Source organism: Allobosea sp. 05T433 (genome assembly GCF_056396065.1).
In genome coordinates this window covers 77,136-101,339 of sequence record NZ_JBFTKS010000024.1, presented here as the reverse complement: position 1 = coordinate 101,339, position 24,204 = coordinate 77,136, and the positions used below count along the sequence as shown (strand labels likewise).

Sequence of the window (24,204 nt, the reverse complement as noted above, 5' to 3'; positions counted from 1 at the left end):
CGCACGGGCGGAGCCTGTGCCCCGGCCCTGGCAGCCCATTCGCCGTTGACTTCGCGGAGGAGGAGAGGAGGATGTCGTCCTGACGCGTCGCCAGACAACAAAGGGGCGCCTCCGATGACAATCGCAAAGAAACTCCAGGCCTATATCGACGGCGAAGGCATCGCCTACGACACCGTCGCGCATCACCGTACGGCGACCAGCAGCCAGTCGGCGCAAGCCGCGCATGTCCCGGGCAGCAGGCTGGCCAAATCCGTGGTGGTTCACCATGAGAGTGGCTACGTCCTGGCCGTCGTTCCCAGCACACACCGGATCGAACTCTCCACCTTGCAGGATGTGATACACCAGCGGCTCGGCCTCGCCTCGGAGGATGAGGTGAGTTCGCTGTTCGTCGATTGCGACCTGGGTGCGGTTCCGCCGATCGGATCGGCCTATGACGTGCCGGTGATCCTCGATGAAAGCCTTCATGACGCCAGGGACGTCTATTTCGAGGGTGGTGACCACAGGACGTTGGTGCGCGTCAGTGGACCTGACTTTTGCAACCTGATGAAGGATGCGCGGGTCGCTCGCTTCAGCCACCCGTCCTAGACATCGGCATCGCGCGGGGCGACGGAGCCCCTATCGATCGGCACGCGCGACGACGGAGCGCAACAGGACATTCAGTCCGGGCTCCAGATCCTCGCGCGTGCAGAGTTCCAGGTTGTTATGGGTGATGCCGTTTTTGCACGGCGCGAAGATCATCGCCGTCGGAGCATGGCGGGCGACGAAATAGGCGTCGTGCCCGGCCTGGCTCAGGATATCCTGCGTCCGGTAGCCCAGCCCGAGCGAGACAGAGCGGATGCCCTCGATCAGTTCGCCCGAGAAAATCCGTCCGCCCCAGTTCCAGGTGTCGAGGATTTCGGCCGTGCAGCCGCCGCGTGCTGCGGCTTCGCCAATGGCGCGGCGCACGCGCTCGGCCATGACCAGGGTCGTCTCCGCGTCGGGATGGCGGACGTCGCAAACCGCCTGCGCCCAGTCCGACAGGATGCCGGGCTTGTTCGGCCAGGCGACGAGCCGCGAACCTGTCGCCTTGCCGCCCGTGCCGGCGTTCTCCCAGCCGATATCGTCGACCGCAGTGAGAAGGCGCGCGCCGGCCACCAGGGCGTTCCTGCGCCGCTCCATCGGCCAGGGACCGGTATGGGCGGTCTCGCCTCGGAATTCGACGAGCATGCCGCAACTCGGGTAGCCGCCGGTAACGACGCCGACCTGCATGCCCTCGCGGTCGAGAATCGGGCCCTGTTCGATATGGAACTCGAAATAGGCGTCGAAGGCGTGCGGGCTTGCCTCCATCTCGCCGAGATAACCGATGCGCTGCAGCTCCTGGCCGAGACTGATTCCGTCATCGTCGGTGCGACCGCGGGCCCAGTCCAGTGTGTAGGTGCCGGTGAAGCAGCCCGAGCCGACCATGGGCGGGGAGAAGCGGCCGCCCTCCTCATTGGTCCAGTTCACGATCTCCAGCGGGCGGCGCGTGCGATGGCCGAGCGCATCGAGCGTGCGGCAGACTTCGAGCGCGCCGAGCACGCCGGCGATGCCGTCGAAGCGGCCGCCATTCACCTGCGTGTCGAGATGGCTTCCCATCACGACGGGAGGCAGCGTGTCGTCGCGGCCCTGACGCCGGGCGAAGATATTGCCGATTCCGTCGATGCGGACGGTGAGGCCGGCCTCCCGGCACCAGCCGACGAACTCGTCGCGGACCTGCTTGTCGGCATCCGACAAGGCAAGCCTGGAGAGACCGCCCGGCCGGCCCGGACCGATCTCGCCCGACCGTTCTATTGTCGTCCAGAAGCGCTCGATGTCGATGCGGGCGGCGGCAGGCGGGCTCATGGCGAAGATCTCTTGCGCAAGGTCGGCGAGCGATGCCGCGCAAGCAAATAGCCGTCACGGCATCACGGGATGCATCAACTCTGAGCGGCGCGACACCGTTCTGGCAACTGGATATTCGTCATGGCCTTGCCCGGCGCCGCGCATTGGTCGTGATTCTCGCCAGGGCTGGATCATCTGACGGGATACCGTATCCGGTCCGATGATCCAGGCTTCCGTGCTTGCATCGGCTTTCCCCGAAAACCTCAATTCACTTTCCGGGCCGATGCTTTAGCGCTCCAGCCAGAGCGCGGTTCTCGGCGACAGCGACAGGCTGACGGGTGCCGCGACCTCATGCAGGTCGCCGCCCGACTGGAAGGGCAGGTCGACCGAGACTTCGGTTTCGCCGATCGTGACGCCGTAGCGCATGCTCGATCCCAGGAACTCGCGATGCGCGATCCTGCCCGGCAACGCGACTTGCCCAGCATGCGTGGCGCCTGCGGCGCCGAGAGTCGCATGCTGGGGACGAAAGACCAGCTTGGCGCCGGTCGGGACCGCTACATCACCCGGGATCGGGAGCTTCGCGCCGCCCTTGACCTCGAAGGCGCGTTCGGTGCCGCTGCCGACAACCTTGCCCTCGAGGATATTGGCGGTACCAAGGAAATTCGCGACGAAGAGATTGGCCGGGCGCTCGTAAAGGTCCATCGGGGTGCCGACCTGCTGGACGATGCCCTCGTTCATCACCGCGATGCGGTCGCAGATCGTGTTGGCCTCCTCCTGGTCGTGGGTGACGAAGATCGTCGTCAGGCCGAGGCGCTGCTGCAGGTCGCGCAGCTCGCGCCGCACCTGCACGCGCAGCTTGGCGTCGAGATTGGAGAGCGGCTCATCGAGCAGCAGGACCTTCGGTTCGACCGCGACGGTGCGCGCGACCGCGACGCGCTGCTGCTGGCCGCCGGAGAGCTGGGATGGGCGCCTGTCGCCGAGATGGCCGAGCCCGACCAGGTCGAGCGCGACCCCGACGCGCCGCTCGATCTCGGCGCGGGCGACGCCGCGCTCCTCAAGACCGAAGGCGACGTTCTTGCGGACTGTCATATGCGGCCAGAGTGCATAGGACTGGAAGACCATGCCGACATCGCGCTTCCAGGGCGGCAGGGTGGAAATGTCCTGGCCGCCGATCCGGACCTGGCCGGTATCGGCCTGGTTGAAGCCGGCGATAAGGCGGAGCAGCGTGGTTTTGCCGCAGCCCGATGGCCCGAGAAAGGCGAAGAATTCACCGGGCCGGATCGCGAGGTTGACGTTCTTCAGCACATGATTGGTGCCGTAGGAGAGATTGATGCTCTCGATATCGACGGCGACGGCTTTGGTAGCGAGCGGTGCGATGGCGTTCATGATCAGTGGCCCATTCCCTTGGCCTTCTGGCTGCGTTCGATGATGAGATGGGAGAGGAAGGTGCAGGCCGCGACGAGGATGACCGCGACGACGCCAAGCGCCGCACCAGGCCCACGTCCGGCGGCGGACTGCATAAAGACATAGAGCCCATAGGCCAGTGGCGCGTCGGAGTTGGACTGCACCAGCATCAGCGTGGCCGAGAGCTCGACCGCCGCGGTCGAGAAGMTGGTGACGAAGCCGGCGAGAATGCCGCCTGCCATCAGCGGGACGACGACGCGCCGCACTGTCCGGGATTTGGTGGCGCCGAGATTCTCCGCCGCCTCCTCAAGTGAGACCGAGATCTGCTGCAGCGCCGCGTGGCAGGCGCGCAGCGCATAGGGCAGGCGCCGGATCGCGAGCGCCAGCACGATGGTGATCCAGAGCGAGGCGAGCGGCGTGCCGTCCGGCAAGGTGATGCCGTAGAAGGTCCGGAGGTAGCCGATGCCGAGCACCACACCCGGGATCGCCAGTGCCGCCGACGCCGTCCAGTCCAGCCATTCGCGGCCGACCAGCTTCGTCCGCAGCACGAGATAGGCGATCGCCACACCGAGCACGATGTCGATCCCGCCTGCGATGCTGGCATAGATCAGCGTGTTCTTGATGTAGACGGAGCTCTCGCCGAAGACGCGGGCGTAATGAGCGACGGTGAAGGCGTCCGGCAGCGGCGAATAGGACCAGATCGTCGCAAAGGAGAGCAGCAGCAGTCCCAGATGCGGCGCGAGCACCAGCGCCAGGATCAGGATGACGACGCCATAGCCGAAGATGGCCTCAGTCGGTGACATCACACGTTTGGCGAGGCCGCCGCCGCCGCGCTGGGTCGTGGCGTAGTCGCGGCCCTTCAGCGCCAGCGCCGACAGCCACATGGCGACGACCGAGGCGATGATCAGGACGACCGAGATGACATAGCCCATCGGGTCGGCAATCCCGATCGAGGTCACCCGCAGATAGGCCTGCGGCGCCAGCATGTCCTTGACGTTGAGCAGGAGGGGGGTCGCCAGATCGTCGAAGACCTTGACGAAGACCAGCGAGGCGCCGGCGAGATAGCCCGGCATGGCAAGCGGGAAGACGATGCGGCGGAAGAGGCGGAAGCCGGAGGAGCCGAGATTCTGCGCGGCCTCTTCCATGGCCCGGTCGATATTGCGCAACGCCGCCGAGAGATTGATCAGGATGAACGGGAAGTAGTGGACCGACTGGACGAAAATGACGCCGTTCAGCCCTTCCATGAAGCCGATCTTGAAGCCGAACCAATCATCCAGCAGCAGGTTGATCGAGCCGTTGCGGCCGAAGAAGAGCTGCATCGCCACGGCGCCGACGAAGGGCGGCATGATCAGGGGCAGGAAACCCAGCGTCTGGACGACCGCAGCGCCGCGGAAGACGAAACGCGTCGTCAGATAGGCCAGCGGCAGTGCGAAGACCGACGCCCAGACCACCGACATGGCCGAGACATAGACCGAGTTCCAGAACGACCGGATGAACAGCTCGGTGCGGAAGAAGTCGTAGAAATTGATCAGCGTGAAGCTGTTCGTACCCTTCTCGGTGAAGGCGACATAGATCACCGTTGCCACCGGCAGCACGAGGAAGAACAGCAGGAAGGCTGCAATGGCCAGCGCGAGCGCGATCTGGCCAGGCGTCGCCGACATGCGTTTGGGGCGCGAGAGCGCGGGGACGGCGGTCATGGGGAGTTCCCGAAAGAGGCTCGATCGATAAAGCCCGCGCCATCATGCCAGACGGCCGCGCGGAGATCCGCGATCCATGCCCGAGCCCCCAATGGGAGGCCGGCATGGATCCCGGCTCTTCACGTCGCTACGGCAGGGATGACGGCAGCGGCGACGGCTCAGCGCGCGAGCTTGAGGGCTTCCTCGGCCTTGGTCTTGGCCTTGGCGTAATTCTCGCGGGCGGCATTGGCCCACTGGCTCTCGAGCTCCGCCTGTCTGGCGCCCTTCTCCTTGCCGCCGGTAAAGGCGCCGCGGAGTTCCGCGCTTGCAGCCTGCGCTTCCGAGACCGGCATGGCTGCGATCAGGTTGCGTGCCTCATCGGCTGCAGCCTTGGCCTGGGCGTTGGGCTTCTTCGCCAGCGCGGCGTCGACCTCGTGCAGCGTCTTGGTGACGCCCTTCAGCGCATCGAGCTGGAAGGAGATCAGCTGGTCGAACAGAGTGTCGACGACAGCGGTCCGGGCTTCGGATTTGTCGACGTCGAAGCCGATCATCTTCTGGAAGCGCGGATCGGTGAAGGGGTTGGGATAGTCGGCGCCGGCCTTGGCATAGACGGCCGGATTGACCGGCAGGCGGCGGATGCCGGGGTCGAGCAGGACCTCCTGGCCGGCCGGCGAGAGCAGGAACTCGACGAAGGCCTCGGCCGCCGCCTTGTTCGGTGGGTTCGCGATGATGCCGACATTGGCAGGCACGACGGTGGTCACGGTCGGGTAGACGAACTTGACCGGGAAGCCGGACGCCTGCGCCGAGAAGGCGAAGAAGTCGATGACGATGCCGACGCCGACCTGCCCGGAGTTCACCGCCTCCGGCACTCCGAACGAACGTTCCGTGATCGAGCGGAAATTGCCCGACATCTCCTTGAGCGTGCGCCAGCCCTTCTCCCAGCCTTCGCCCTGAAGGATGGTCTCGACGGTCAGGTGCGTCGTGCCGGAGCGGGCCGGCGAGGCGATCGAGACATGGTCGTAGAAGGCCGGCTTGGCGAGATCCTGCCAGTCCTTCGGCTCCGGCAGCTTGTTGGCCTTGGCGTAGCGATCATTCCACATGATGCCGTAGCCCGATGCCGCGAAGCCGAAATAGAAGCCCTGCGGATCATTGATCGGATAGGAGCCGATCTTCTCGGGGATGCCGGCCGCCTTGGGCTTGTAGGGCGTCAGCAGCTTCTTGCCCTTGAGCACTTCGAAGGCGTCAGGAGCCGATGCCCAGAAGAGATCGACCTGGTTGTTGGCCTTTGTCTCCTCGACATATTTCACACCGGCATTGGTGTTGCGGTTCTGAACCTCGAGCGTGACGCCCGGAACCGCCTTCTCGAAGGCCTTTTTGATCGGGTCGGTCACGTCCTTGGAGAAGGAGGTGACGACGGTGACCTTGCCGGCCGGAGCCTGGGCGAGGGCGATGGTTGCGAATGACGTGCTGAGCGACAGGCCGAGGGCGGCCGCGAGTGCGACCCTGCGATTGACCATGATTTCCTCCAAGACAGTTTTTGCTCACCCGGCGTCGAGGCCGATGCTCATCTGTCAGCAACGACGATGCCAACCGGGCGTCGTATTGATTATGTTGAGGAAATCCCGGTTTGCGCGCGCAGTTCGCGGTCTCTGCGGGTCGTTGCGGTAACCGTCGCGTCGGCGGGATGGGTCAGGACGGTAACATCGCGACGTCAGTCGGGAAGCGCTGCCGCGCCACTCAATCCGTAGCGGCGCATCTTGAGGTAAAGGGTCTTGCGGGTGATGCCCAGGGCGGCTGCCGTGACGCCGATCCGGCCGCCATGGCGTTTCAACGCCGCGCCGATCACCTCGGCTTCGGCGAGCGCGATCTGTTCTTCCAGCGTCAGTTCGGCGCTCGATGGTCCGGCGACGGTCTCGTGATCATCGAAATCCTCGTCCATCCCCAGCAGGCTGCGTTCGGCGGCGTTGCGCAATTCGCGGACATTGCCGGGCCAGTCCTGCCGTGACAGGCGCTGCAGCAGATCGCGGCCGAGCAGCGGGGCGGAGCGGCCGACGCGAGCGGCGGCGAGCCCGAGGAAGTGCTGGAACAGCAATGGAATGTCCTCGCGCCGATCGCGCAGGGGCGGCAGGCGAAGCGTCACGACATTGAGGCGATAGACGAGGTCCTCTCTAAATCCGCCGGCCTTGGCCAATGCAGCGAGGTCCGCCTTGGTTGCCGCGACGATGCGGATATCGACCGCGATCTCGCGGTTGGAGCCGAGGCGTTCGATGCGTCGCTCCTGGAGCGCGCGCAGCAGCCGGACCTGCGCGGCCATCGGCATCGACTCGATCTCGTCGAGAAAGAGCGTGCCGCCGCTGGCATGCTCGATCTTGCCGATGCGCCGCTCGCGCGCGCCGGTGAAGGCGCCGGCCTCATGGCCGAAAAGCTCGCTCTCGATCATGGTTTCGGGGATGGCGCCGCAGTTCACCGCGACGAAGCGGCCGCTGCGGCGCTTGCCGAGATCGTGCAGCGCGCGGGCCGCGACCTCCTTGCCGGTCCCCGTTTCGCCGAAGAGCAGCACGTCGGCATCGGCATCGGCCATGAGGGTCAGCCGCTGCCGCAAACGGACGATCGCCGGCGAGGCGCCGACAAGCCGCGCGACCCACGGGTCGTCGGGGGTGGCTCCGGCACGCAGCAGCCGGTTCTCGATGATCAGCCGGCGGTAATCGCTCGCCCGGCGGACGGTCTCAGTGAGGAGCACGGGATCGGCCGGCTTCTCGACGAAATCCCAGGCGCCGTCGCGGATCGCCTTCACCGCCATGGGGACGTCGGCATGGCCGGTGACAAGCACGACCGGAATTTCCGGGTCGATCGCCCTGACCGCCGCCAGCAGGCCAAAGCCGTCGCGGCCGGGCATCCGGACATCGCTCACCAGAACGACGGGGCTGTCGCGCGTCAGCAGGGGCAGGGCGGCGTCGGCCGAGCGCTTTGCCGCGACCTCGAAGCCTTCGAGCTCCAAGGTCAGCCGGCAGGCCTCGAGAACCTCGGCATCGTCGTCGACGAGAACAATCCTCGGCGCATTCATGCGTCAATTTCCATGGCAGCCATTGCGCGATTCGGCAGGGCTTCGAGCATAATCAGAAAGCGTGTGCCGGCGGGACCGGAGCTGGCGACGGCGAGCGTGCCGCCAAGGTCCTTGATGATGTTGTAGGAGAGCGAGAGGCCGAGGCCGAGCCCCGAGCCGACCGGCTTGGTCGTGAAGAACGGGTCGAAGATTCGCTCCAGATGCGCGCGGTCGATGCCGGGCCCGTTATCCTCGACCCAGATCTCGACGGCCTTGCCGCGTTGGGCCGCGCCGATCGCGAGCGTCGGGTCCGGCCGGCCGGCGATGGCATCGAGGGCATTGGCGATGAGGTTGACCAGGACCTGTTCCAGCCGGATTTCCTCGGCGCGGACATAGAGCCTTTCGCCTGGCATGTCCTGCTTCAGCGTCACCTGCCCGGCATCGAGACGCGGACCGAAGAGCGACAGCGCCGTCTCGACCACACCGCCGACCTCGACGGGAGAAAGCGTCACGCCCGGCTTGCGGGCGAAGCGCCTGAGGTGAGCAATCAGCTCGGCGGCGCGCGTCGTCAGCGCCTGGATGCGCATGATGGCGTGGCGGGCCTCGTCTGGACGCTCGCGCTCCAGCAGCAGCACGCCGTTATGGGCATGGGAGCGAATCGCCGCCAGCGGCTGGTTGAGTTCGTGGCTGAGGCCGGCGGCCATCTGGCCGAGCGCGGCCAGCTTGGCCGCCTGGATCAGGTCGTCGCGGGTCTGCCGGAAGACCGCAAGCGCCCGGGCGAGGTCGCCGAGCTCGTCATTGCCGGCGTGGGGCAGAACAGCCGAGGACTGCCCGCTGGCGATGCTGGTCGCGGCTTCGGTGAGCACGCGCAGCCGCGCGACGAGATGCCGGCGGACATAGAACCAGCCGATGAGAAGGGCTCCGATCAGCGAGGCGGCGGCGATCGCCAGGAGCAGGTTGCGGCCGAGCCTGATCGCTGTGGCCGAACGCTCGGCAGCGGCCTTCGCGGTTGCTTCCGTTCTCTGGACCTCCTGGGAGACCAGGGTGCCGAGCTCGCTGACCAGCCGCCGGCTTTCCGTGATCAGGCGTTGCGCGTCGGCCTGGGCCGCCAGCTCGGCACGCTTGATGGCGGGTAATCCGGTGCCGGCATCGGCAAGTCCGATCAGCCGTTGGGCAATCTGCCTGACGGTAATGGTATCGGGCCAGCCATTCAGTGCCCTGGCCTCGATTTCGAGCTGGTCGACCGCCTCGCCGATGACGTGGCCCGTCTGCTCCATATCCTCGCGGGTGCGGACCACGCCGAGCCGCCCGTAAAGTCCGACGATCAGGTTCGCCTGGGCATTCAGCGTCATCAACGCCGCGCTCTTGCGGGTCTCCTCGCGAATGGCATTCGGCTTGGCCGCGCTTGGTGCATCGGTTCCGGCCTGGCCGAGCGCCGTCTCGATATTGAAGCGGGCATCGTCGGTGAGCGGCTCGATTTCGTCGAGGAGATCGGCCTGGAGCCAGCGCAGTTCCTCACCGATGGCGCGATTGCGCTCGCCAAGCGGGAAGCGCCGCCCCGAGACCGCATCGATGGCTTTGAGATTGCTGCGGATTTCCGTCGCAACCGCGGCGAGGGCGGGCGAAGCGAACCCTCCCTCGGCCCGCTCGGCCAGGACCCGATCGAGCTCGTCCAGCCGTTCTCCGACAAGTCGTCGGCTGCGTTCATAGGCGTCGCGCCGCTCGGCATTGGCAAGCTCGGGCATGCTGGCGATGACGCGCGCGCTGGCTTCGGCGAGCCTCGCCGACGAGGCCAGGCCCGGCAGATGATCGCGGGCGATGGCTGCCAGTTCCGTGCTCAGGCGCTCATAGGAGATGACGCCGACGATGCCGGCGCCGACGGCGAACAGACCGACGCCGAGAAAGGCGGCGATCAGGCGTTCGCCGATGCCGAAGCGCCGGCCTTGCCAGAGGCGCCTCATGGCAGCCCTCCGGCCAGCCCGTCATCCGAGTTGGTCCACCCTGCGGCGGCGAGCCGCTCGGCAGCCTGTCGCAACCTGACGGCGGCGTCCGCGGCCTGGGCTGCGATTGCGCTGCGGATCTCGGCTTCGATACGCGCCTGCGCCTCGGGAACGGCCAGGCCCCGAGGCACACGCACAAGATCGCGAAAGCGTTCGGGCTGGCCGAGTTCCGAGGCGGAGATGGGCGGCCGCACCAGCGCTCTGCGCGCTTCGGTTAGGAGGCGGGCAGCCTTCCCGTCGGGATAGGCGAGAAGCGCGGCCTCCAGCCCCTGGAGGCTGCGCCAGAGCCGGGCATGCTCCGCGCGGCGGAAGGTGATCCACTCGTCGAAGATGATGTTGACCAATTCGTAGCGGCCGGCCGACAGCCCGGCATCGAAGCGTGTCCGGTTGAAGAGCCCCGACAGGTCCGAAAGATGCGGCGGCGCCTCGTCGGCACCATAGGCAGCCGGTGAGACCGCAAGCCGGCCGATCCGCGGCTCGCGCAGCAGTTTCTGGCCCTCGGGCGAGAGCACGAAGTCGATGAAGAGCTCGGCTTCCTTCGGATTGGGTGACGTTGCCAGTCGTGCGATGCTGGCTGGTGCGAAGAGCGTCTCCTCCGGCAGCAGGAAGCGGCTGGTCTCGCCCTCCGCGCCGGCGGTTTCTGCCAGGAAATCGATCGAGATACCGATGCCGAAGCGGCCGCGCGCCACACCGGCCGTCACCCCGAAACTGCGCGCCGTGATGGTGCCGAGATTGCCCCCGATCTCGGACCAGAGCGCCCAGCCACGTTCCCAGCCGAGCGATTGCAGCAGGGCTTCGACCATCAGGTGCGTCGTGCCGGAGCGGGCCGGCGAGGTCAGGCCGATATGGCCGGCATAGGCGGGGGCGGCAAGGTCGGCCCAGTTGCGCGGTACCGGGAGCCCACGCGCCGCAAGATAGGACGGGTTGTAGACCAGCCCGTAGCCCGAGACGGCAAAGCCGAGATAGTGCCCATCCGGATCGTTGACGGGGTAGCCCGCGATGGTCTCGGGGGCGCCGGTCGCCCGGGCCTGCAGCGGTGCCAGCAGCCTGCTCCGTTTCAGCAACTCGAAGGCGTCGGGCGCCGAGGCCCAGAACAGATCGGCCTCCTGACGCTGCTGCGTCCGGATATCCGCAACGGCTGCGGTGGTCTTGCGCTGCACGACCTCGACCGCGATGTCCGGGTGCCGATTGCGAAAGGCCGTCCGGAAGGGCTCGAAGAAGGCGGGCGGGAACGAGGTGATGATCTGGACGCGGCGAGCTTCTGCCGGGCCGGCGGCAAGCCAGGCGAAAGCCGCAAAGGCAAGGCAGAGACGTGCCGCGCGTCGGATCATGAATCTGTCATATAGCCGGCAACCGGACCCGCATAGATCGACGGGTGGACCTTCGCCTTCGCCGATCCTAAACATCGCTCGTCACGGCGAGGGGAGATGGGATTGAGCGGGACGAATCTGATCGAGAGCCTGGCGGGGCTGAAGGCGGGCTCCCAACTTGCGGACGCCGTATCAGAGCGCTCCGGGATCATGGAGATGAGCCAGGCCAGCCATGACGCGGTCCTGCTGCCGCGCGAGCCGGGCGGTCTGAGCCATGCCGAACGTGCGGCGCTGGCGGTCAGGATGGCCCGATGGAACGGGGATTCCGGGCTGGCCGCTCACTACCGGGAACTGCTCGGCCAAGCCGGAGAGACCTCCGCGTTGGCGGCGATCGCTTCGGGCGCGGCCCTTGAGCAACACGGCGCGGATGCGCGGCTCATCGCGGTCACGCGTCATGTCGACATCCTGACGAAGACGGTCAAGGACGCGACGCGGGCGGATATCGAGGCGCTCAAGGCGGCAGGCATCGCGGAGCCCGACATCGTCCGGCTCGCCGAGCTTGCTGCCTTCGTCAATTATCAGGTCCGCGTGATTGCCGGCCTGCGGCTGCTGGAGGAGGTCCTGTGAGCGTTCCGGTCCATGAGTTCACGGCCGAGGTGCCGCGCTGGTCGCCCTATGTCACGCCGGTCGCGCTCGAGGACGCAACGCCGGAGCAGCTCGATGCGCTGCAGATCACGCCGTCGAACAAGAAGGTTTCGGCCTATGTCCTCACGCTCGCGCATGATCCCGAATCCCTGAAGGTGCGCTCGCCGCTCTTCAACGCGATCATGTATGGCAAGGGCGGACTGTCCTCGGCCGAACGGGAGCTTGGGGCAGTCGGCGCCTCGATCGTCAATCGCTGCGTCTATTGCGCGGCAGTGCATGCCTCGCGCTTCAACCAGTTGACGAAGCGGACAGACGTGATCGAAGCAATCTTCGCCGATGGCGTCGATGCCGAGCTGGAGGAACACCAGCAGGCGATCTTCGATTTCGCGGTCAGGCTCTCGAAGACGCCGTCCGAGGCGACACCGGCGGATATTGCCGCGTTGCGCGATCTTGGACTGTCGAAGCTTGAAATCCTCGACCTGATCCTTTCCGCCTCGATCTTCGGCTGGGCCAACCGGCTGATGCATACGCTCGGCGAACCGGTTCGCGACTGAGCCGTCCACGCAGCAAGAGTCCATCGAACATGCGTGTCGCCATCATCGGCTCCGGCGGTATCGGCCGAGGCTATGCCGCCTATCTGACGCAACAGGGGCATCAGCCGGTGCTGTGGTCGCCGAGCGGAGCGGAGCTGGCGGATTTCGCCGGGCGCGCGGAACTGACGGTAACCGGGAAGATCGTCGCATCCTTGCCCATCGCGGTCGCGCAGAGCTGTGCGGACGCCGTGGCGGGCGCCGAAACCGTCATCGTGGCGGTGCCGGCCAATGGCTTCCGAACCGTGCTGGAAACGCTTTCGGAGCATCTGCATCACGGCCAGAGCGTGGTCATCAGCGCGCATAGCTCCTTTGCCGCACTCTATATGCATGACCTGTTGGCGAAGCGCGGGATCACGCTGCCGATTGCCGCCTGGGCGACGACCGCGCTGACCGCGCGCAAGACGGGGCCGCGCAGCGTCAACATCTCCGGCATCCGTGCCCGGCTCGACGTCGCGACCGTGCCGCGACGCTTCGCAGCGGAGGGGCACTCGATCTGCCAGGCATTGTTCGGCGATCGGTTCGAGCCCCGTGAAGACCTGCTCGCCATCATGCTGAGCAACCTCAATCCGCCCGGCCATATGGCGAGCATGCTGTGCAATCTGACCCGCGCGGAACAGGGCGAGGATTGGCCGAATTACGGGAGCACGACGCGCGGCGTCGGCCGCATCATCGATGCGATGGACGCGGAGCGGCTCGCGCTTGCGGCGGCCTTCGGACTCGCGGTGCGCAGTGTGCAGGATCACTATGCCCTGTCCTTCGGCGTCACGCCTGGCCCTGTCGGCGAGATGGCTGCCGCGGTCTATGCCATGCGCCCGGAGCTGATGGGGCCGAAGACGCTCGATACCCGCTTCATCACCGAGGACGTGCCCTTCGGGCTCGTGCCGCTCGAACTGCTCGGTGCCGTCACGGGCGTGGCAGTGCCGTTGCATCAGGCCGGCATCGCGCTGTTCAATGCGGTCTGCGCGCGGGATTTCAGGGCGGAGAACGATCTCCTGCCGTTGCTGGATCTGGGCGGCCTGGACGCCGCTGGTCTGCACAAGCGGTTGCGCGACGGCTGAGGCCGGGTCGTCGAACGCCTGCTGACAGGCGCTGACAAGCCGTTTGGCCACGATATGACGAGACGGGTTGGGACGGCTCTCCGAAAGCGGGTGGTCTCAATGCCCGTTTGCGACAAGAATGCCGCCAGCCAGCTTGAACGAGGAGCCGTCATGTCCGCAGCAGCAAAGGGCGCCATCAGGATCGGCATCGGAGGCTGGGTTTTCGAGCCTTGGCGCGGCAGCTTTTACCCTGACGGTCTCTCCCAGAAGCGTGAGCTCGAATATGCCAGCAGCAAGCTGACTTCGATCGAGATCAACGGAACCTATTACGGCTCGCAGAAGCCCGAAAGCTTCGCCAAATGGCGCGAGGAGACGCCGGACGGCTTCGTCTTCTCGTTGAAGGGTTCACGCTATATCACCAACCGCCGCGTGCTTGCGAAAGCTGGCCCCTCGATCGAGAAATTCATCACGGGCGGCGTGCTGGAGCTCAGGGAGAAGCTCGGCCCGATCAACTGGCAGTTCATGGCGACCAAGGCCTTCGACCCGGTGGATTTCGAGGCTTTCCTGAAACTGCTGCCGAAATCCGTCGAAGGCCGCGCGCTCCGCCACGCCGTCGAGGTTCGCCATGACAGTTTTCGCTCGCCGGACTTCGTCGCGCTGCTGCGCGAATACGGCGTAGCGGTCGTCACTGCAGCGGATTCCAAATACACGCAGATTGCCGATCCGACGGCGCCTTTCGTCTATAGCCGCATCATGGGCACGCAGGAGGCCGAACCAAACGGCTATTCGGCCACAGACCTGGACGCCTGGGCCGAGCGTGCCCGTCGCTGGGCGGAAGGCGAGGTGCCGAAGGATCTCGACACAGTCGCGACGCCCGCAGGAGTGCAGGGCGGCCGCGATGTCTTTTTATATGTCATCAGCGGCGACAAGATCCGCAACCCGGCTGCTGCAATGGCCTTGATCGAGCGCGTCGGCGGCAAGGGCTGAGGCCCGTCAGGCCGGTTCCTGGCAGACATCGACCCATTCGGCCTTGGTCAGCTCGACCATGCGTTGCGGGCTGATGCGGAGTGCGCTCTGGGTGGATCCGGCAGCCGGCACGACTTCGTCGAAGGCCTTCAGCGTGATGTCGCAATAGACCGGCAGCGGGGAGGCAAGCCCGAAGGGGCAGACGCCTCCGACCGGATGGCCGGTGATCTCGGTGACCTCGCCGGCATCGAGCATGCGCGGCTTGCCGCCAAAGGCCGCCTTGGCCTTGCGGTTGTCCAGCCGCGCATCGCCGCGCGCGACGACCAGCACGACCCGCTCGCCGATCCGGAGCGAGAGCGTCTTGGCGATCTGCGCCGGCTCGACGCCATGAGCCGCCGCGGCTAGCGAGACCGTCGCACTGCTCTCTGCAGTCTCGATGATGGCGATGTCCGGCGCGTGCTCCGCGAAGAACGAGCGAACCGATTCGAGACTCATGCCGAGGCCTTTCCAAAGAACCAGCGTAGCAGCAGCGCGATCGCCATCGGGATGCCGAAGACGATGAGCAGGATCGGAGCCTCCTCGAGAACCGTGTAGCCGGCGCGGGTCACGCCAACGACGAGATTGATCAGCGAAACCGCGAGCCAGAGCGGAATGAACAGTTTGACCGCATAGGCGATGGGGTGCGCGCTGCTGCGGTTCAACCGCGGCGCCAGGAACAGCAGCAGGCCGAGCAGCGCAAAGCCGGCCGAGAGCATCTTCATCGTATGCATGCGTCAGGCCTCCTTCGGCCGAAGCGAGAGCGTTTCCCAGGCCGCGACCAGGACCAGGATGAGCGTTGCACCGAAGCTCAGCGCGAGCGGCGGCAGGATCGCGCCCGTCGGAGCCCAGAGGACCAGCAGTCCAAGCCCGACGAGGTGGGACAGCGGATACCATCCTGCCGTGGCCTTCTTGAAGAGCAGATTTCCGATCACGTAGAAGATCGGCCCCGCGATGACGGCGATCGCCACCTTGAGCTCGGTGTGGCCGGTCGGGTGCGCGAGCACGAACTCGTCGCCGACGGCGACCAGGATGATTCCGGCGACGAGAGGCAGAGGGATGAAGGTGTAGGCGCTGCGAGCCAGCGAGCCCGGATCTTCCGCCATGGAGATGCGCTGGCTGCCGCGCTCGGCGCCGACATGAAAATACAACCACCACATCGCGACGGAGCTGAGAAAGGCATTGGCGAAGGCAAGCGAATTGGGCAGCGTTGCTGCCAGCTTCGATGCGGTGGCGCCCGTCACCAGTACGGATTCACCGAGCGCGATGATGATGAAGAGCGCGCATCGTTCGGCAAGATGCGCGCCTTCGATATCCCATTCGGCGGTGCTGGAGCGGCCGAGACCAGGCACCCTGAAGCCGATCCAGGGCGCGCCATATTCAAGCGCAAGTGCGAGCGCCCAGAACCCGAAGCGGAGACCGCCATCGGCTAATCCGCCGATGATCCAGAACACGCCGGACAGCGCGAACCAGAGGCATATGCGTTGGAAGTTCCGGTAGTTGGCGGGGCTGCGGCCCCGTAGGCTGATCAGCGTGAAGACGCTGCGTCCAAGCTGCATCGCGACATAGGCGCAGGCGAAGATCAGGCCGCGATCCTCGAATGCGCCCGGCAGCGAGGTCGTGAGCGCCAGGCCGATGAACATCAGCACGAACAGCATCAGACGGACCGGCGTCGAGTCGGGGTCGAGCCAGTTGGTCACCCAGCTCGTGCAGACCCAGGCCCACCAGACCGCGCCGAGCAGCAGCGTGGCCTGGGCGAGCCCAAGCAGCGTGAAATGCTCCAGCAATGTGTGCGAGATCTGCGTGATCGCGAAGACGAAGACGAGATCGAAGAACAGCTCGACGAAGCTGACCTTGGCGTGTTCGTGTGCAACGCGCGTCCGCAAGGGCGTGCGCCGCTGATGGGTCTGCGTCATGCCGGCCTCGCTCGCGACGCCGGCAGAATAGGACCAGGCCGCGCCCGTGGTCGAGAGCGGCCCTTGCGGCGTCCGCGCCTCAGTGGCGGAAGTGGCGATGGCCGGTGAAGACCATGGCGAGGCCGGCCTCGTCGGCCGCCTTGATCACTTCGTCGTCGCGCATCGAGCCGCCGGGCTGGATCACCGCCGTGGCACCGGCCTCGGCCGCGGCAAGCAGGCCGTCGGCGAAGGGGAAGAAGGCGTCGGAGGCCACGACCGAGCCCTTGGCGAGGCTCTCGGCAACGCCAGCAGCCTTCGCAGCCTCGCTCGCCTTCCAGGCCGCGATGCGCGAGGAATCGACGCGGCTCATCTGGCCCGCGCCGATGCCGACAGTCGCCTGACCCTTCACGTAGACGATGGCGTTCGACTTGACGTGCTTGGCGACGCGGAAGGCGAAGCGAAGATCGGCGAGCTCGGCCTCGCTCGGCGCGCGCTTGGTCACGACCCGCAGTTCCATGTCGTCGACGACGGCGTTGTCCCGAGCCTGTGCGAGAAAGCCGCCGGAAACGGTGCGCAGCGACAGCCCGCCGCCGCGCGGATCGGGCAGGCCGCCGGTCAGCAGCAGCCGCAGGTTCTTCTTGGCGGCGATCATCGCGATCGCCTCGTCATCGGCCTCGGGCGCGATGATCACTTCGGTGAAGACCTCGACGATCTTCCGTGCCGCCTCGGCATCAAGCCTGCGGTTGAGCGCGACGATGCCGCCGAAGGCCGAGACCGGGTCGCAGGCCAGCGCCTTCTCATAGGCCTCGAGCAGCGAGCTGCCGCTGGCGACGCCGCAGGGATTGGCGTGCTTGACGATGACGCAGGCGGCCGAGACTGCAGGATCGAACTCGGCGACGCATTCGAAGGCGGCGTCAGTGTCGTTGATGTTGTTGTAGGAGAGCTGCTTGCCCTGGACCTGGCGGGCAGTCGCGACACCGGGGCGCTGCTCGGGGGTGCGGTAGAACGCGGCCCATTGATGCGGGTTCTCGCCGTAGCGCAGCGTCTCGGCGAGGCCGCCACCGAGGGCGCGGTAGGCCGGGGATGTCTCCGCCAGCTCGTTGGCGAACCAGTTCGAGATCGCGGCGTCATAGGCGGCGGTGCGGGCATAGGCCTTCTGGGCGAGCTTGCGGCGCAGCGTCAGCGTGGTCGCGCCCTTCTGGCTCTCGAGTTCCCCAAGGACGGCGGCATAGTCCGACGCGTCCACCACGACGGCAACGTCGTTGTGGTTCTTGGCGGCGGCGCGGATCATCGCGGGGCCGCCGATATCGATGTTCTCGATGCAGTCGTCATAGGCGCGGCCGGCGGCGACGGTTGCTTCGAACGGATAGAGATTGACGACGAGCAGGTCGATCGGCGCGATGCCGTGGCCGAGCATCGAGGCCTGATGCTCGGGATGCGAGCGGATGGCGAGAAGGCCGCCATGCACCTTGGGGTGCAGCGTCTTGACGCGACCGTCCATCATTTCCGGGAAACCGGTGAGATCGGAGACATCGGTGACGGGCAGGCCGGCCTCGGCGATCGCCTTGGCGGTGCCGCCGGTCGAAACCAGCGCGATGCCAAGACGGTGAAGGGCGCGCGCGAATTCGATCAGCCCCGTCTTGTCGGAGACGGAAAGAAGGGCGCGTTCGACGCGGCGAAGCTCAGTCGGCATCGGGACAATCCGGTGTGCAGTGCAATGAAGGCGGCTTGGCGGGGCCGTATCATGCCGGGCCCTGGATGCAAAGGGCGGTGTCCGGAGCGGCGTCCCGCCGTCAAAGCGGCAGTTGTGCCTCGGGTCCGCCCCGTTCATGCGACCGCGTTGCCCGCGGTGCCGTGCCGACGCGGGTCAAGCGCCAGGTGACTTGCGGCGTCACGGCAGCGTCGAAGCTGATCGTCAACTGCTCGGTTCTCCGTTTGCCGTCGGMTGCGGCGAGGAAGATGCTTTCCTCGATCGTGACGGCAAGGCCGGAGGCTTCGAACTCCCAGACTTCGCCGGATGGCAGCGCGAGCAGGGCGCCTTCGCCCTCGCGGATCAGGCTCGTTCGGATACCGGGGTGCAGGTGGAAGCGTGCCACGGCCGGCAGGGTTTCGGTTCCCTTGGGCAGGGCGATCTCGTCTTCGCCTGTCAGCGTCGTGCCGTCATTGCTGAGCAGCAGGCGGCGGGTGTGCAGGGCGCCGAGATTGCGATGGTAGCCATCATGGCTCGCGACCCATTCATGGCCTGCCTCGCTGTCCTGCCGCGCGACGCGCACGTCGGAGGGGCCGGCGATGATGCGGTGTTCACCGAGTACGAGGCCGAAGGAGGCGCTGGAGCGCTCCGCCAGGATCACCGTGGAATGGGCTGCGGTGCTACGCGCGGCCAGCCGGAGCTCGGGCGGTCCGAAACGGCTGGCGCCGCAATTGACGATGATGCGCTGGCTGCCGCTTGAGAACTCGAAGGACAGGCAACCTGCATGGGCCTCGACCGAGTTGGCCCCTCGCGGCGCCGCGCCGGCATCGACCACCACGGTGCTGCGGCCGGCGCCGAGCCGATCATAGCCGGAATAGGCGGCATGCTCGATCGGCCGCGCGCGGGCGTCGTCATAGGCCGCGAGCGTAGCCATCAGATCGGGCGGGGTAATGCCCATGCCGTTGAAGAGGGCGAGCGAGCCGTCGCCATGCCGGAACAGCCGCAGATGCGGCATCATCCGCTCGATCGCCATGAGGACACTGCGCGGAGGTTCGAGCCCGCGCGCGACGAATGTCTCGCGCAGGGGCAGGAGATCGAGCAGCAACTCGATGATCAGCCGCGGATTGCGGCTGAGATGGCCGCCATCGGGCAGGATCTGGACGTCGAGCTCGTCGGACAGGGCGGCCTCGGCGCGCCTCAGCCGGCGCTCCTGGCCGTCGAGGCTGATCGCGGCGAAGGTCACTGCGATCAGGCATTGCAGCCGCGCTGCGCCATCGACCGCGCCGGACAGCGTCAGCGTCAGCCGCTCCGTCAGCCGCCCGACATGGCGGATGAAGCGCTCGTAGAAAGCGTGATCTGCGCCCTCGAGAAGGAGCGGCGAATGCGACAGGAAGGAGATCAGTCGACGCGCGGCGACAGCCGGCTGCCTTGCGATCTCGCTGCGGTCGTGCCGCCTGTCGATGAACTCGTCGACCAGCGCGCGCGCATTGGCGCGGGCGATCGCGGTATCGGCGGCGCGCATGTGCCGAAGCCAGGAGAAGCCGTACAGGGCCTCGGACCAGCCCTCGCTCGGCGGCTGGCAGTCGAAGGGCGATTCGCCATGGGTTCTCAGCGTGCGTCCGGCGAAAGCATAATACCCGGAATAGATATCGCCGGCCGTAGTCGGATCGGCGGTGCGCAAATCATGCGGAGCAAAGAGCAGACGGGTGGCCTGGACATGGCCGAAAGGCCAGAGCTTCCGCGCGGCGCCGACGAACTGGCCACGCGTACGCCGCGCAGCCCGACCGATCGCCGCCTGGGCAAGCCCCCTACGCTCAGTCCAGCCGTTCAATGCCCCCGCTCACCCCGTCCCGATGCGAATCGTCCCGGAGGACGTGGTCGCGCCCTGCGAATCCCGGTTTCGTCATAGCCTGATCAGACGGCTTGCGTAAAATCCTGTCCATCCTGAGAGCCGCGGGCTTTCGCCGCGAAGCTGATGCGGCAAGGTACGAAGGTCGCCGGCGGCGTTGATCGCCTCAGGGAGGCCGCCGATATCCTCGGGCTTGATCGGCACGCGCGCAAAATCCGGGTTCGCGGCGAGGAAGGCGTCGATCTGGTTCTCGCCCTCTTCCGGTTCAAGCGAACAGGTGCAGTAGACCAGGCGGCCGCCGGGCCGCGTCAGGCGCGCCGCCGCGTCGAGCAGCCGGGCCTGGAGTGCGGCGAGCTTGTCGCGATCCTCGGGTGTCTTCGTCCAGGCGACATCGGGATGGCGGCGGATCGTGCCCGTGGCGCTGCAGGGGGCGTCGAGCAGAACCGCGTCGAACGGCTCGGCCTGCCAGTTTGCGGCGTCGGTCGCCAGGATCTCGGCCGTGAGCCCGAGCCGTTCCAGATTGGCGCGCAGGCGGCGCAAGCGCGGCGCCGAACGATCGACTGCGGTCACGGCGGCGCCGGCTGCCGCGAGCTGTGCCGTCTTTCCGCCCGGCGCGGCGCAGAGATCGGCGATGCGTTCGCCCGGCTTGGGCGCCAGCAGCAGCGCCGGCAGTGCGGCGGCGGCGTCCTGCACCCACCATTCGCCTTCCGCAAAGCCAGGCAGGCTCGGCACCGGCGAGCGTTCGCGCAGACGCACCGATCCGGTCGGCAGCACGATGCCGCCGAGTTTCTCGGCCCAGCCTTCGGCGTCACCCTTCACGCTCAGATCGAGCGGCGGCTCGTCGGCGTGGCTTGCTGCGATGGCGGCGGCCGTTTCATCGCCATAGGCGCTGCGCCAGCTTTCGGCGAGCCAGGGCGGGGTGTCGGCAAAGGGGGCGGCGCTTCCGTTCAGGATCGCGTCGCGCTCGCGGGCAAGCCGGCGCAGCAACGCATTGCCCAGCGCGACATAGCGGGCCGAACGCGCATCCTCGTGGAGATGGCGGATCGCGAGATCGACGGCGGCATGATCCGGCACGTCGAGGAACAGGATCTGGGCCGCGCCGGCGACCAGAATCGGCTCGAACGGGCCCGAATTCTTCGGGCTGCCGCGTTCGAGCCGCGCATTGATGGCGTGCTGGATCGTGCCGAGCCGGCGGAAGGCGGTGATGGCGATGGCGCGCGCCAGTGCTGCGTCGGCGGCGTCGAGCCCGAAGGCCGGGCTCATGCGTTCATAGGTTTCGTCGAGCGCGGTGCCGGCCCGGAGCACCTCGTCGATCAGGTTCGCTGCAAGGCGGCGCGCCGGCAGACCCGGGGCATCATCGGCTGGCCGGGCGGGAGCCGGTGCCGGTTTGCCGCGCGAATTGTCCTGTTCAGTCATCTCAGCCCCACGGGCCGGGCTTGTGGGAGCCGTTCCACGGGCTCTGTGCGGCCTGGCTGGTGAAGCCGCCGGCATTGCGACCCCGGCCGATACCCATGGCGCGCGCCTGTTCCATCAAGGCGGCGATTCGATTGCCGGTGTCGGGGTGGGTCGAAAACAGAGAATCCATGCCGCGTCCGCTCAGGGGATTGATGATGAACATGTGGGCCGTAGCAGGCTTGGCCTCCGCCGTCTCGTTCGGAATATGCGCGACGCCCCCGGCGATCTTGGCAAGCGCGTCCGCGAGCGCGACCGGATTGCCGCAGATTTCGCCGCCGAGCCGGTCCGCCTCGTACTCGCGGGAACGCGAGATCGCCATCTGGATCACCATCGCGGCCATCGGCGCGAGCACCGAAATCAGGATCTGCACCAGCAATCCCGGCCGGTTCTCGCGCGAGCCGAAGAACATGCCAAAGGTGGTGAGCGAGGAGATTGCGCCCGCCATGGTCGCGGTGATGGTCATCGTCAGGGTGTCGTGATTTTTGATGTGGGCAAGCTCGTGTGCCATCACGCCGGCGAGCTCATCGTAGCTCAGCGTGCGCAGGATGCCCGTGGTCGCGGCGACGGCTGCGTTCTGCGGGTTCCGCCCGGTGGCGAAGGCGTTGGGCTGCTCCTCGTCGATCAGGTAGACCCTCGGCATCGGCATGTTGGCGCGCGCGGCAAGGTCGCGCACCATGCCATAGAGTTCGGGGGCGCTGCGCTCGTCGACCTCATGGGCATTGTGGGAGGCGAGCGCGAGCCGATCCGAATTCCAGTAGCTGTAGAGATTGGTCGCGGCGGCGATCCCGAGCGCGATCAGCATGCCGCCCGCGCCGCCGAGCAGATAGCCGACCACGGCGAAGAGCGCGGTGAGGCCGGCCATCAGGATGCCGGTGCGGACGTAGTTCATCTTGGTCCCCTTTGTCGGTCGCAGTCCGGGATGATGAATTCGCTCTCCCCGAATGCGGATTTGCGCCTTATGTGGTGAAGACCATGCCGATCCCGCAAGAGAGCGCTGTGCCAATGCCGAACGACATTGCCAAGGATCAAACTTCGGCCAAGGATCAAACTTCGGCCAAGGATCAAGCCTCGGCCAAGGATCAAGCCGCAGTCCTGACGAGCGAGACCGATCGGGCCAGGAGCCTTTCGCCGGCGGCGCAGCGCGCATTGGCCGAAGCACAGGCGCGACGCGCCGAGATCGACGCCAAGGCGGCGGCGGCAAAGCGTGACAAGGAGCTCAACGGCCGCGGTGGTCTCGATCCGGTGCGCTACGACGACTGGGAAGTGAAGGGAATCGCGAGCGATTTCTGACGGGTGGTTGCCAAGCCCCACGCCTGCCGTCAAACAGGTCGGGACGGGGATGGATCGGCCACGCATGGATCGCGACACCAAACGCCTCGCCGCCTTGCGGCGACTTCTGACCGAGGCACACCAGAAACTTGGATTGAAGCTCGGCTTCGCATTATGGGACGGGAGCCGCATCCCCTCCGAGTGGCCTGAGGACGGCCTTGCGATCGCGATCCGCGACTCCGGCGCCGTTGCAGCGCTGCTCCGCAAGCCGAAGCTCGACACGCTGCTGCATCTGCATGTCACCGACCGGATCGCGATCGTGAACGGAACGATCTTCGATCTCGCGGCGGCGCGCCCGGAGGGAAAGGTCGCGCGGCTGGCGCGCGGTATCCCGAAATCGGCGGTGTTCGATGTCGTGAGGCGCTTCCTGCTCGCGCCCGGCGCTGCGCCGCAGGCCGTCGAGCACCTGCAGGGCGACAAGGCCACCCGCGATGGCGCTCCCGCCACCAACAAGGCCAATATCGCCTATCATTACGACGTTTCGAACGCGTTCTACCGGCTCTTCCTCGATGAGGAGATGGTCTACACCTGCGCCTATTTTACCGAGGATCATACCGATCTCGAGCGGGCGCAGCGCGACAAGCTCGACATGATCTGCCGCAAGCTACGCCTGCAGCCCGGCGAGAAGCTGCTCGATATCGGCTGCGGCTGGGGCGCGCTGATCTGCCATGCCGCGCAGCATTATGGTGTCGAGGCGCATGGCGTGACGCTTGCCGAGGAGCAGCTCGCGCTGGCTCGCGAGAAGGTCGAGCGACTCGGTCTTCAGGACAAGGTCACGCTGCATCTCAAGGATTTCACGGAGATGGAGGGGGTCTTCGACAAGATCTCCTCGATCGGCATGTTCGAGCATGTCGGCATCCGCAATCACCCGGCCTATTTCCAGGCGGTGAACCGGCTGCTCAAGCCGCGCGGTCTCTATTTGCACCATACGATCTCGCGGCGAGCCAAGAAGACCGAGCGCGCCTTCAACAAGATGCCGGCCGAGTACCGGGCGTTGGTGCGCTATATCTTCCCGGGCGGTGAACTCGACCATCTCGGCATGTCGATCGCCAATCTCGAGCGCCATGGCTTCGAGGTGCATGATGTCGAGGGGTGGCGCGAGCATTACCAGCGCACGACGCGGCTATGGTTCGAGCGGCTGAATGCACGCAAGGCCGAGGCCGAGGCGGAGATCGGTCCCGAGCGGACGCGGATGTGGCTGCTCTATCTCGCGGGCTGTTCGCTCGCCTTCGAGCGCGGTGGCGCGCTGATCAACCAGACGCTGGTCTCGAAGCGGCGCAAGGGACCATCGGGTCTGCCGCTGACGCGCGCGGACCTCTATCGCTGAGCGTGGCGAGAAGCGGATAGGCAATATGGTCGGCCTGGAGCCGACCATCTCGTCCTGGAATAGATTTGTGATCCAGGATGCCCGGGGCCAGCCCGGGCATGCGCGCAGGG

General features: G+C 66.6%; 21 protein-coding genes. 7 read left to right on the top strand and 14 right to left on the bottom strand.

The window, feature by feature from the left end:
- The first annotated feature begins 114 nt into the window (after positions 1 to 114).
- Complete coding sequence (locus AC1DGP_RS26660) at positions 115 to 585, top strand: aminoacyl-tRNA deacylase (RefSeq protein WP_441492682.1); 471 nt, start codon at positions 115 to 117, stop codon at positions 583 to 585.
- Positions 586 to 615: 30 nt separating this feature from the next.
- Here the strand turns inward: AC1DGP_RS26660 and AC1DGP_RS26655 are convergent, their stop codons facing one another.
- The 7 genes from AC1DGP_RS26655 to AC1DGP_RS26625 form a co-directional block, all read right to left on the bottom strand.
- The gene (locus tag AC1DGP_RS26655) at positions 616 to 1,860 is read right to left on the bottom strand and encodes a Zn-dependent hydrolase (RefSeq protein WP_476825031.1); all 1,245 of its coding nucleotides are present in this window, start codon (positions 1,858 to 1,860) and stop codon (positions 616 to 618) included.
- 267 nt (positions 1,861 to 2,127) lie between these two features.
- A complete protein-coding gene (locus tag AC1DGP_RS26650) occupies positions 2,128 to 3,225 on the bottom strand; it encodes an ABC transporter ATP-binding protein (RefSeq protein WP_476832669.1) in 1,098 nt (365 codons plus the stop codon).
- A gap of 2 nt (positions 3,226 to 3,227) precedes the next feature.
- Positions 3,228 to 4,940: an ABC transporter permease gene (locus tag AC1DGP_RS26645; protein ID WP_476832668.1), complete on the bottom strand. Its 1,713-nt coding sequence runs from the start codon at positions 4,938 to 4,940 to the stop codon at positions 3,228 to 3,230.
- A gap of 158 nt (positions 4,941 to 5,098) precedes the next feature.
- Complete coding sequence (locus AC1DGP_RS26640; protein ID WP_441507456.1) at positions 5,099 to 6,436, bottom strand: ABC transporter substrate-binding protein; 1,338 nt, start codon at positions 6,434 to 6,436, stop codon at positions 5,099 to 5,101.
- Positions 6,437 to 6,630: 194 nt separating this feature from the next.
- Positions 6,631 to 7,983: a sigma-54-dependent transcriptional regulator gene (locus AC1DGP_RS26635; protein ID WP_476776556.1), complete on the bottom strand. Its 1,353-nt coding sequence runs from the start codon at positions 7,981 to 7,983 to the stop codon at positions 6,631 to 6,633.
- The gene (locus AC1DGP_RS26630) at positions 7,980 to 9,923 is read right to left on the bottom strand and encodes an ATP-binding protein (RefSeq protein ID WP_476832667.1); all 1,944 of its coding nucleotides are present in this window, start codon (positions 9,921 to 9,923) and stop codon (positions 7,980 to 7,982) included. The genes AC1DGP_RS26635 and AC1DGP_RS26630 overlap by 4 nt, the downstream gene beginning before the upstream one ends.
- Positions 9,920 to 11,293: an ABC transporter substrate-binding protein gene (locus AC1DGP_RS26625; protein WP_476832666.1), complete on the bottom strand. Its 1,374-nt coding sequence runs from the start codon at positions 11,291 to 11,293 to the stop codon at positions 9,920 to 9,922. The genes AC1DGP_RS26630 and AC1DGP_RS26625 overlap by 4 nt, the downstream gene beginning before the upstream one ends.
- Positions 11,294 to 11,395: 102 nt before the next feature.
- Here AC1DGP_RS26625 and AC1DGP_RS26620 point away from each other — a divergent pair, with 102 nt between their 5' ends.
- The 4 genes from AC1DGP_RS26620 (at position 11,396) to AC1DGP_RS26605 (ending at position 14,534) form a co-directional block, all read left to right on the top strand.
- The gene (locus AC1DGP_RS26620) at positions 11,396 to 11,899 is read left to right on the top strand and encodes a CMD domain protein (RefSeq protein WP_441507452.1); all 504 of its coding nucleotides are present in this window, start codon (positions 11,396 to 11,398) and stop codon (positions 11,897 to 11,899) included.
- Positions 11,896 to 12,471 (top strand): peroxidase-related enzyme, encoded by a 576-nt coding sequence (locus AC1DGP_RS26615; RefSeq protein WP_441507451.1) that lies wholly within the window; start codon positions 11,896 to 11,898, stop codon positions 12,469 to 12,471. The genes AC1DGP_RS26620 and AC1DGP_RS26615 overlap by 4 nt, the downstream gene beginning before the upstream one ends.
- 29 nt (positions 12,472 to 12,500) lie before the next feature.
- Positions 12,501 to 13,568, top strand: a complete 1,068-nt coding sequence (locus tag AC1DGP_RS26610; protein ID WP_476767815.1) for an NAD/NADP octopine/nopaline dehydrogenase family protein — start codon at positions 12,501 to 12,503, stop codon at positions 13,566 to 13,568.
- A gap of 150 nt (positions 13,569 to 13,718) precedes the next feature.
- The gene (locus tag AC1DGP_RS26605; RefSeq protein ID WP_476832665.1) at positions 13,719 to 14,534 is read left to right on the top strand and encodes a DUF72 domain-containing protein; all 816 of its coding nucleotides are present in this window, start codon (positions 13,719 to 13,721) and stop codon (positions 14,532 to 14,534) included.
- A 6-nt stretch (positions 14,535 to 14,540) separates the two neighbouring features.
- Here AC1DGP_RS26605 and AC1DGP_RS26600 read toward each other — a convergent pair whose 3' ends face one another.
- The 7 genes from AC1DGP_RS26600 to htpX form a co-directional block, all read right to left on the bottom strand.
- On the bottom strand, positions 14,541 to 15,008 hold the full coding sequence (locus tag AC1DGP_RS26600) for a YbaK/EbsC family protein (protein WP_441507449.1): 468 nt from the start codon (positions 15,006 to 15,008) through the stop codon (positions 14,541 to 14,543).
- Complete coding sequence (locus AC1DGP_RS26595; RefSeq protein WP_043242153.1) at positions 15,005 to 15,283, bottom strand: hypothetical protein; 279 nt, start codon at positions 15,281 to 15,283, stop codon at positions 15,005 to 15,007. Before AC1DGP_RS26595 ends, AC1DGP_RS26600 begins: the two co-directional genes overlap by 4 nt.
- Before the next feature lie 3 nt (positions 15,284 to 15,286).
- Positions 15,287 to 16,465, bottom strand: coding sequence for a low temperature requirement protein A (locus AC1DGP_RS26590; protein WP_441507448.1), 1,179 nt, complete (start codon positions 16,463 to 16,465; stop codon positions 15,287 to 15,289).
- A 79-nt stretch (positions 16,466 to 16,544) separates the two neighbouring features.
- Entirely contained in the window at positions 16,545 to 18,137 is a 1,593-nt protein-coding gene (purH, locus tag AC1DGP_RS26585; protein ID WP_441492698.1) for a bifunctional phosphoribosylaminoimidazolecarboxamide formyltransferase/IMP cyclohydrolase, read from the bottom strand.
- Between the two features lie 100 nt (positions 18,138 to 18,237).
- Complete coding sequence (locus tag AC1DGP_RS26580; RefSeq protein ID WP_476832664.1) at positions 18,238 to 19,965, bottom strand: heparinase II/III family protein; 1,728 nt, start codon at positions 19,963 to 19,965, stop codon at positions 18,238 to 18,240.
- Between the two features lie 72 nt (positions 19,966 to 20,037).
- Positions 20,038 to 21,399 (bottom strand): RsmB/NOP family class I SAM-dependent RNA methyltransferase, encoded by a 1,362-nt coding sequence (locus AC1DGP_RS26575; protein WP_441507446.1) that lies wholly within the window; start codon positions 21,397 to 21,399, stop codon positions 20,038 to 20,040.
- Position 21,400: 1 nt separating this feature from the next.
- Complete coding sequence (gene htpX, locus AC1DGP_RS26570; protein WP_441492701.1) at positions 21,401 to 22,327, bottom strand: zinc metalloprotease HtpX; 927 nt, start codon at positions 22,325 to 22,327, stop codon at positions 21,401 to 21,403.
- Positions 22,328 to 22,440: 113 nt separating this feature from the next.
- Between htpX and AC1DGP_RS26565 the strand changes: the two genes are divergently transcribed.
- A complete protein-coding gene (locus tag AC1DGP_RS26565; RefSeq protein ID WP_441507445.1) occupies positions 22,441 to 22,728 on the top strand; it encodes a DUF1674 domain-containing protein in 288 nt (95 codons plus the stop codon).
- A 64-nt stretch (positions 22,729 to 22,792) separates the two neighbouring features.
- Positions 22,793 to 24,094, top strand: coding sequence for a class I SAM-dependent methyltransferase (locus tag AC1DGP_RS26560; protein WP_441507444.1), 1,302 nt, complete (start codon positions 22,793 to 22,795; stop codon positions 24,092 to 24,094).
- The last annotated feature ends 110 nt before the right edge of the window (positions 24,095 to 24,204 follow it).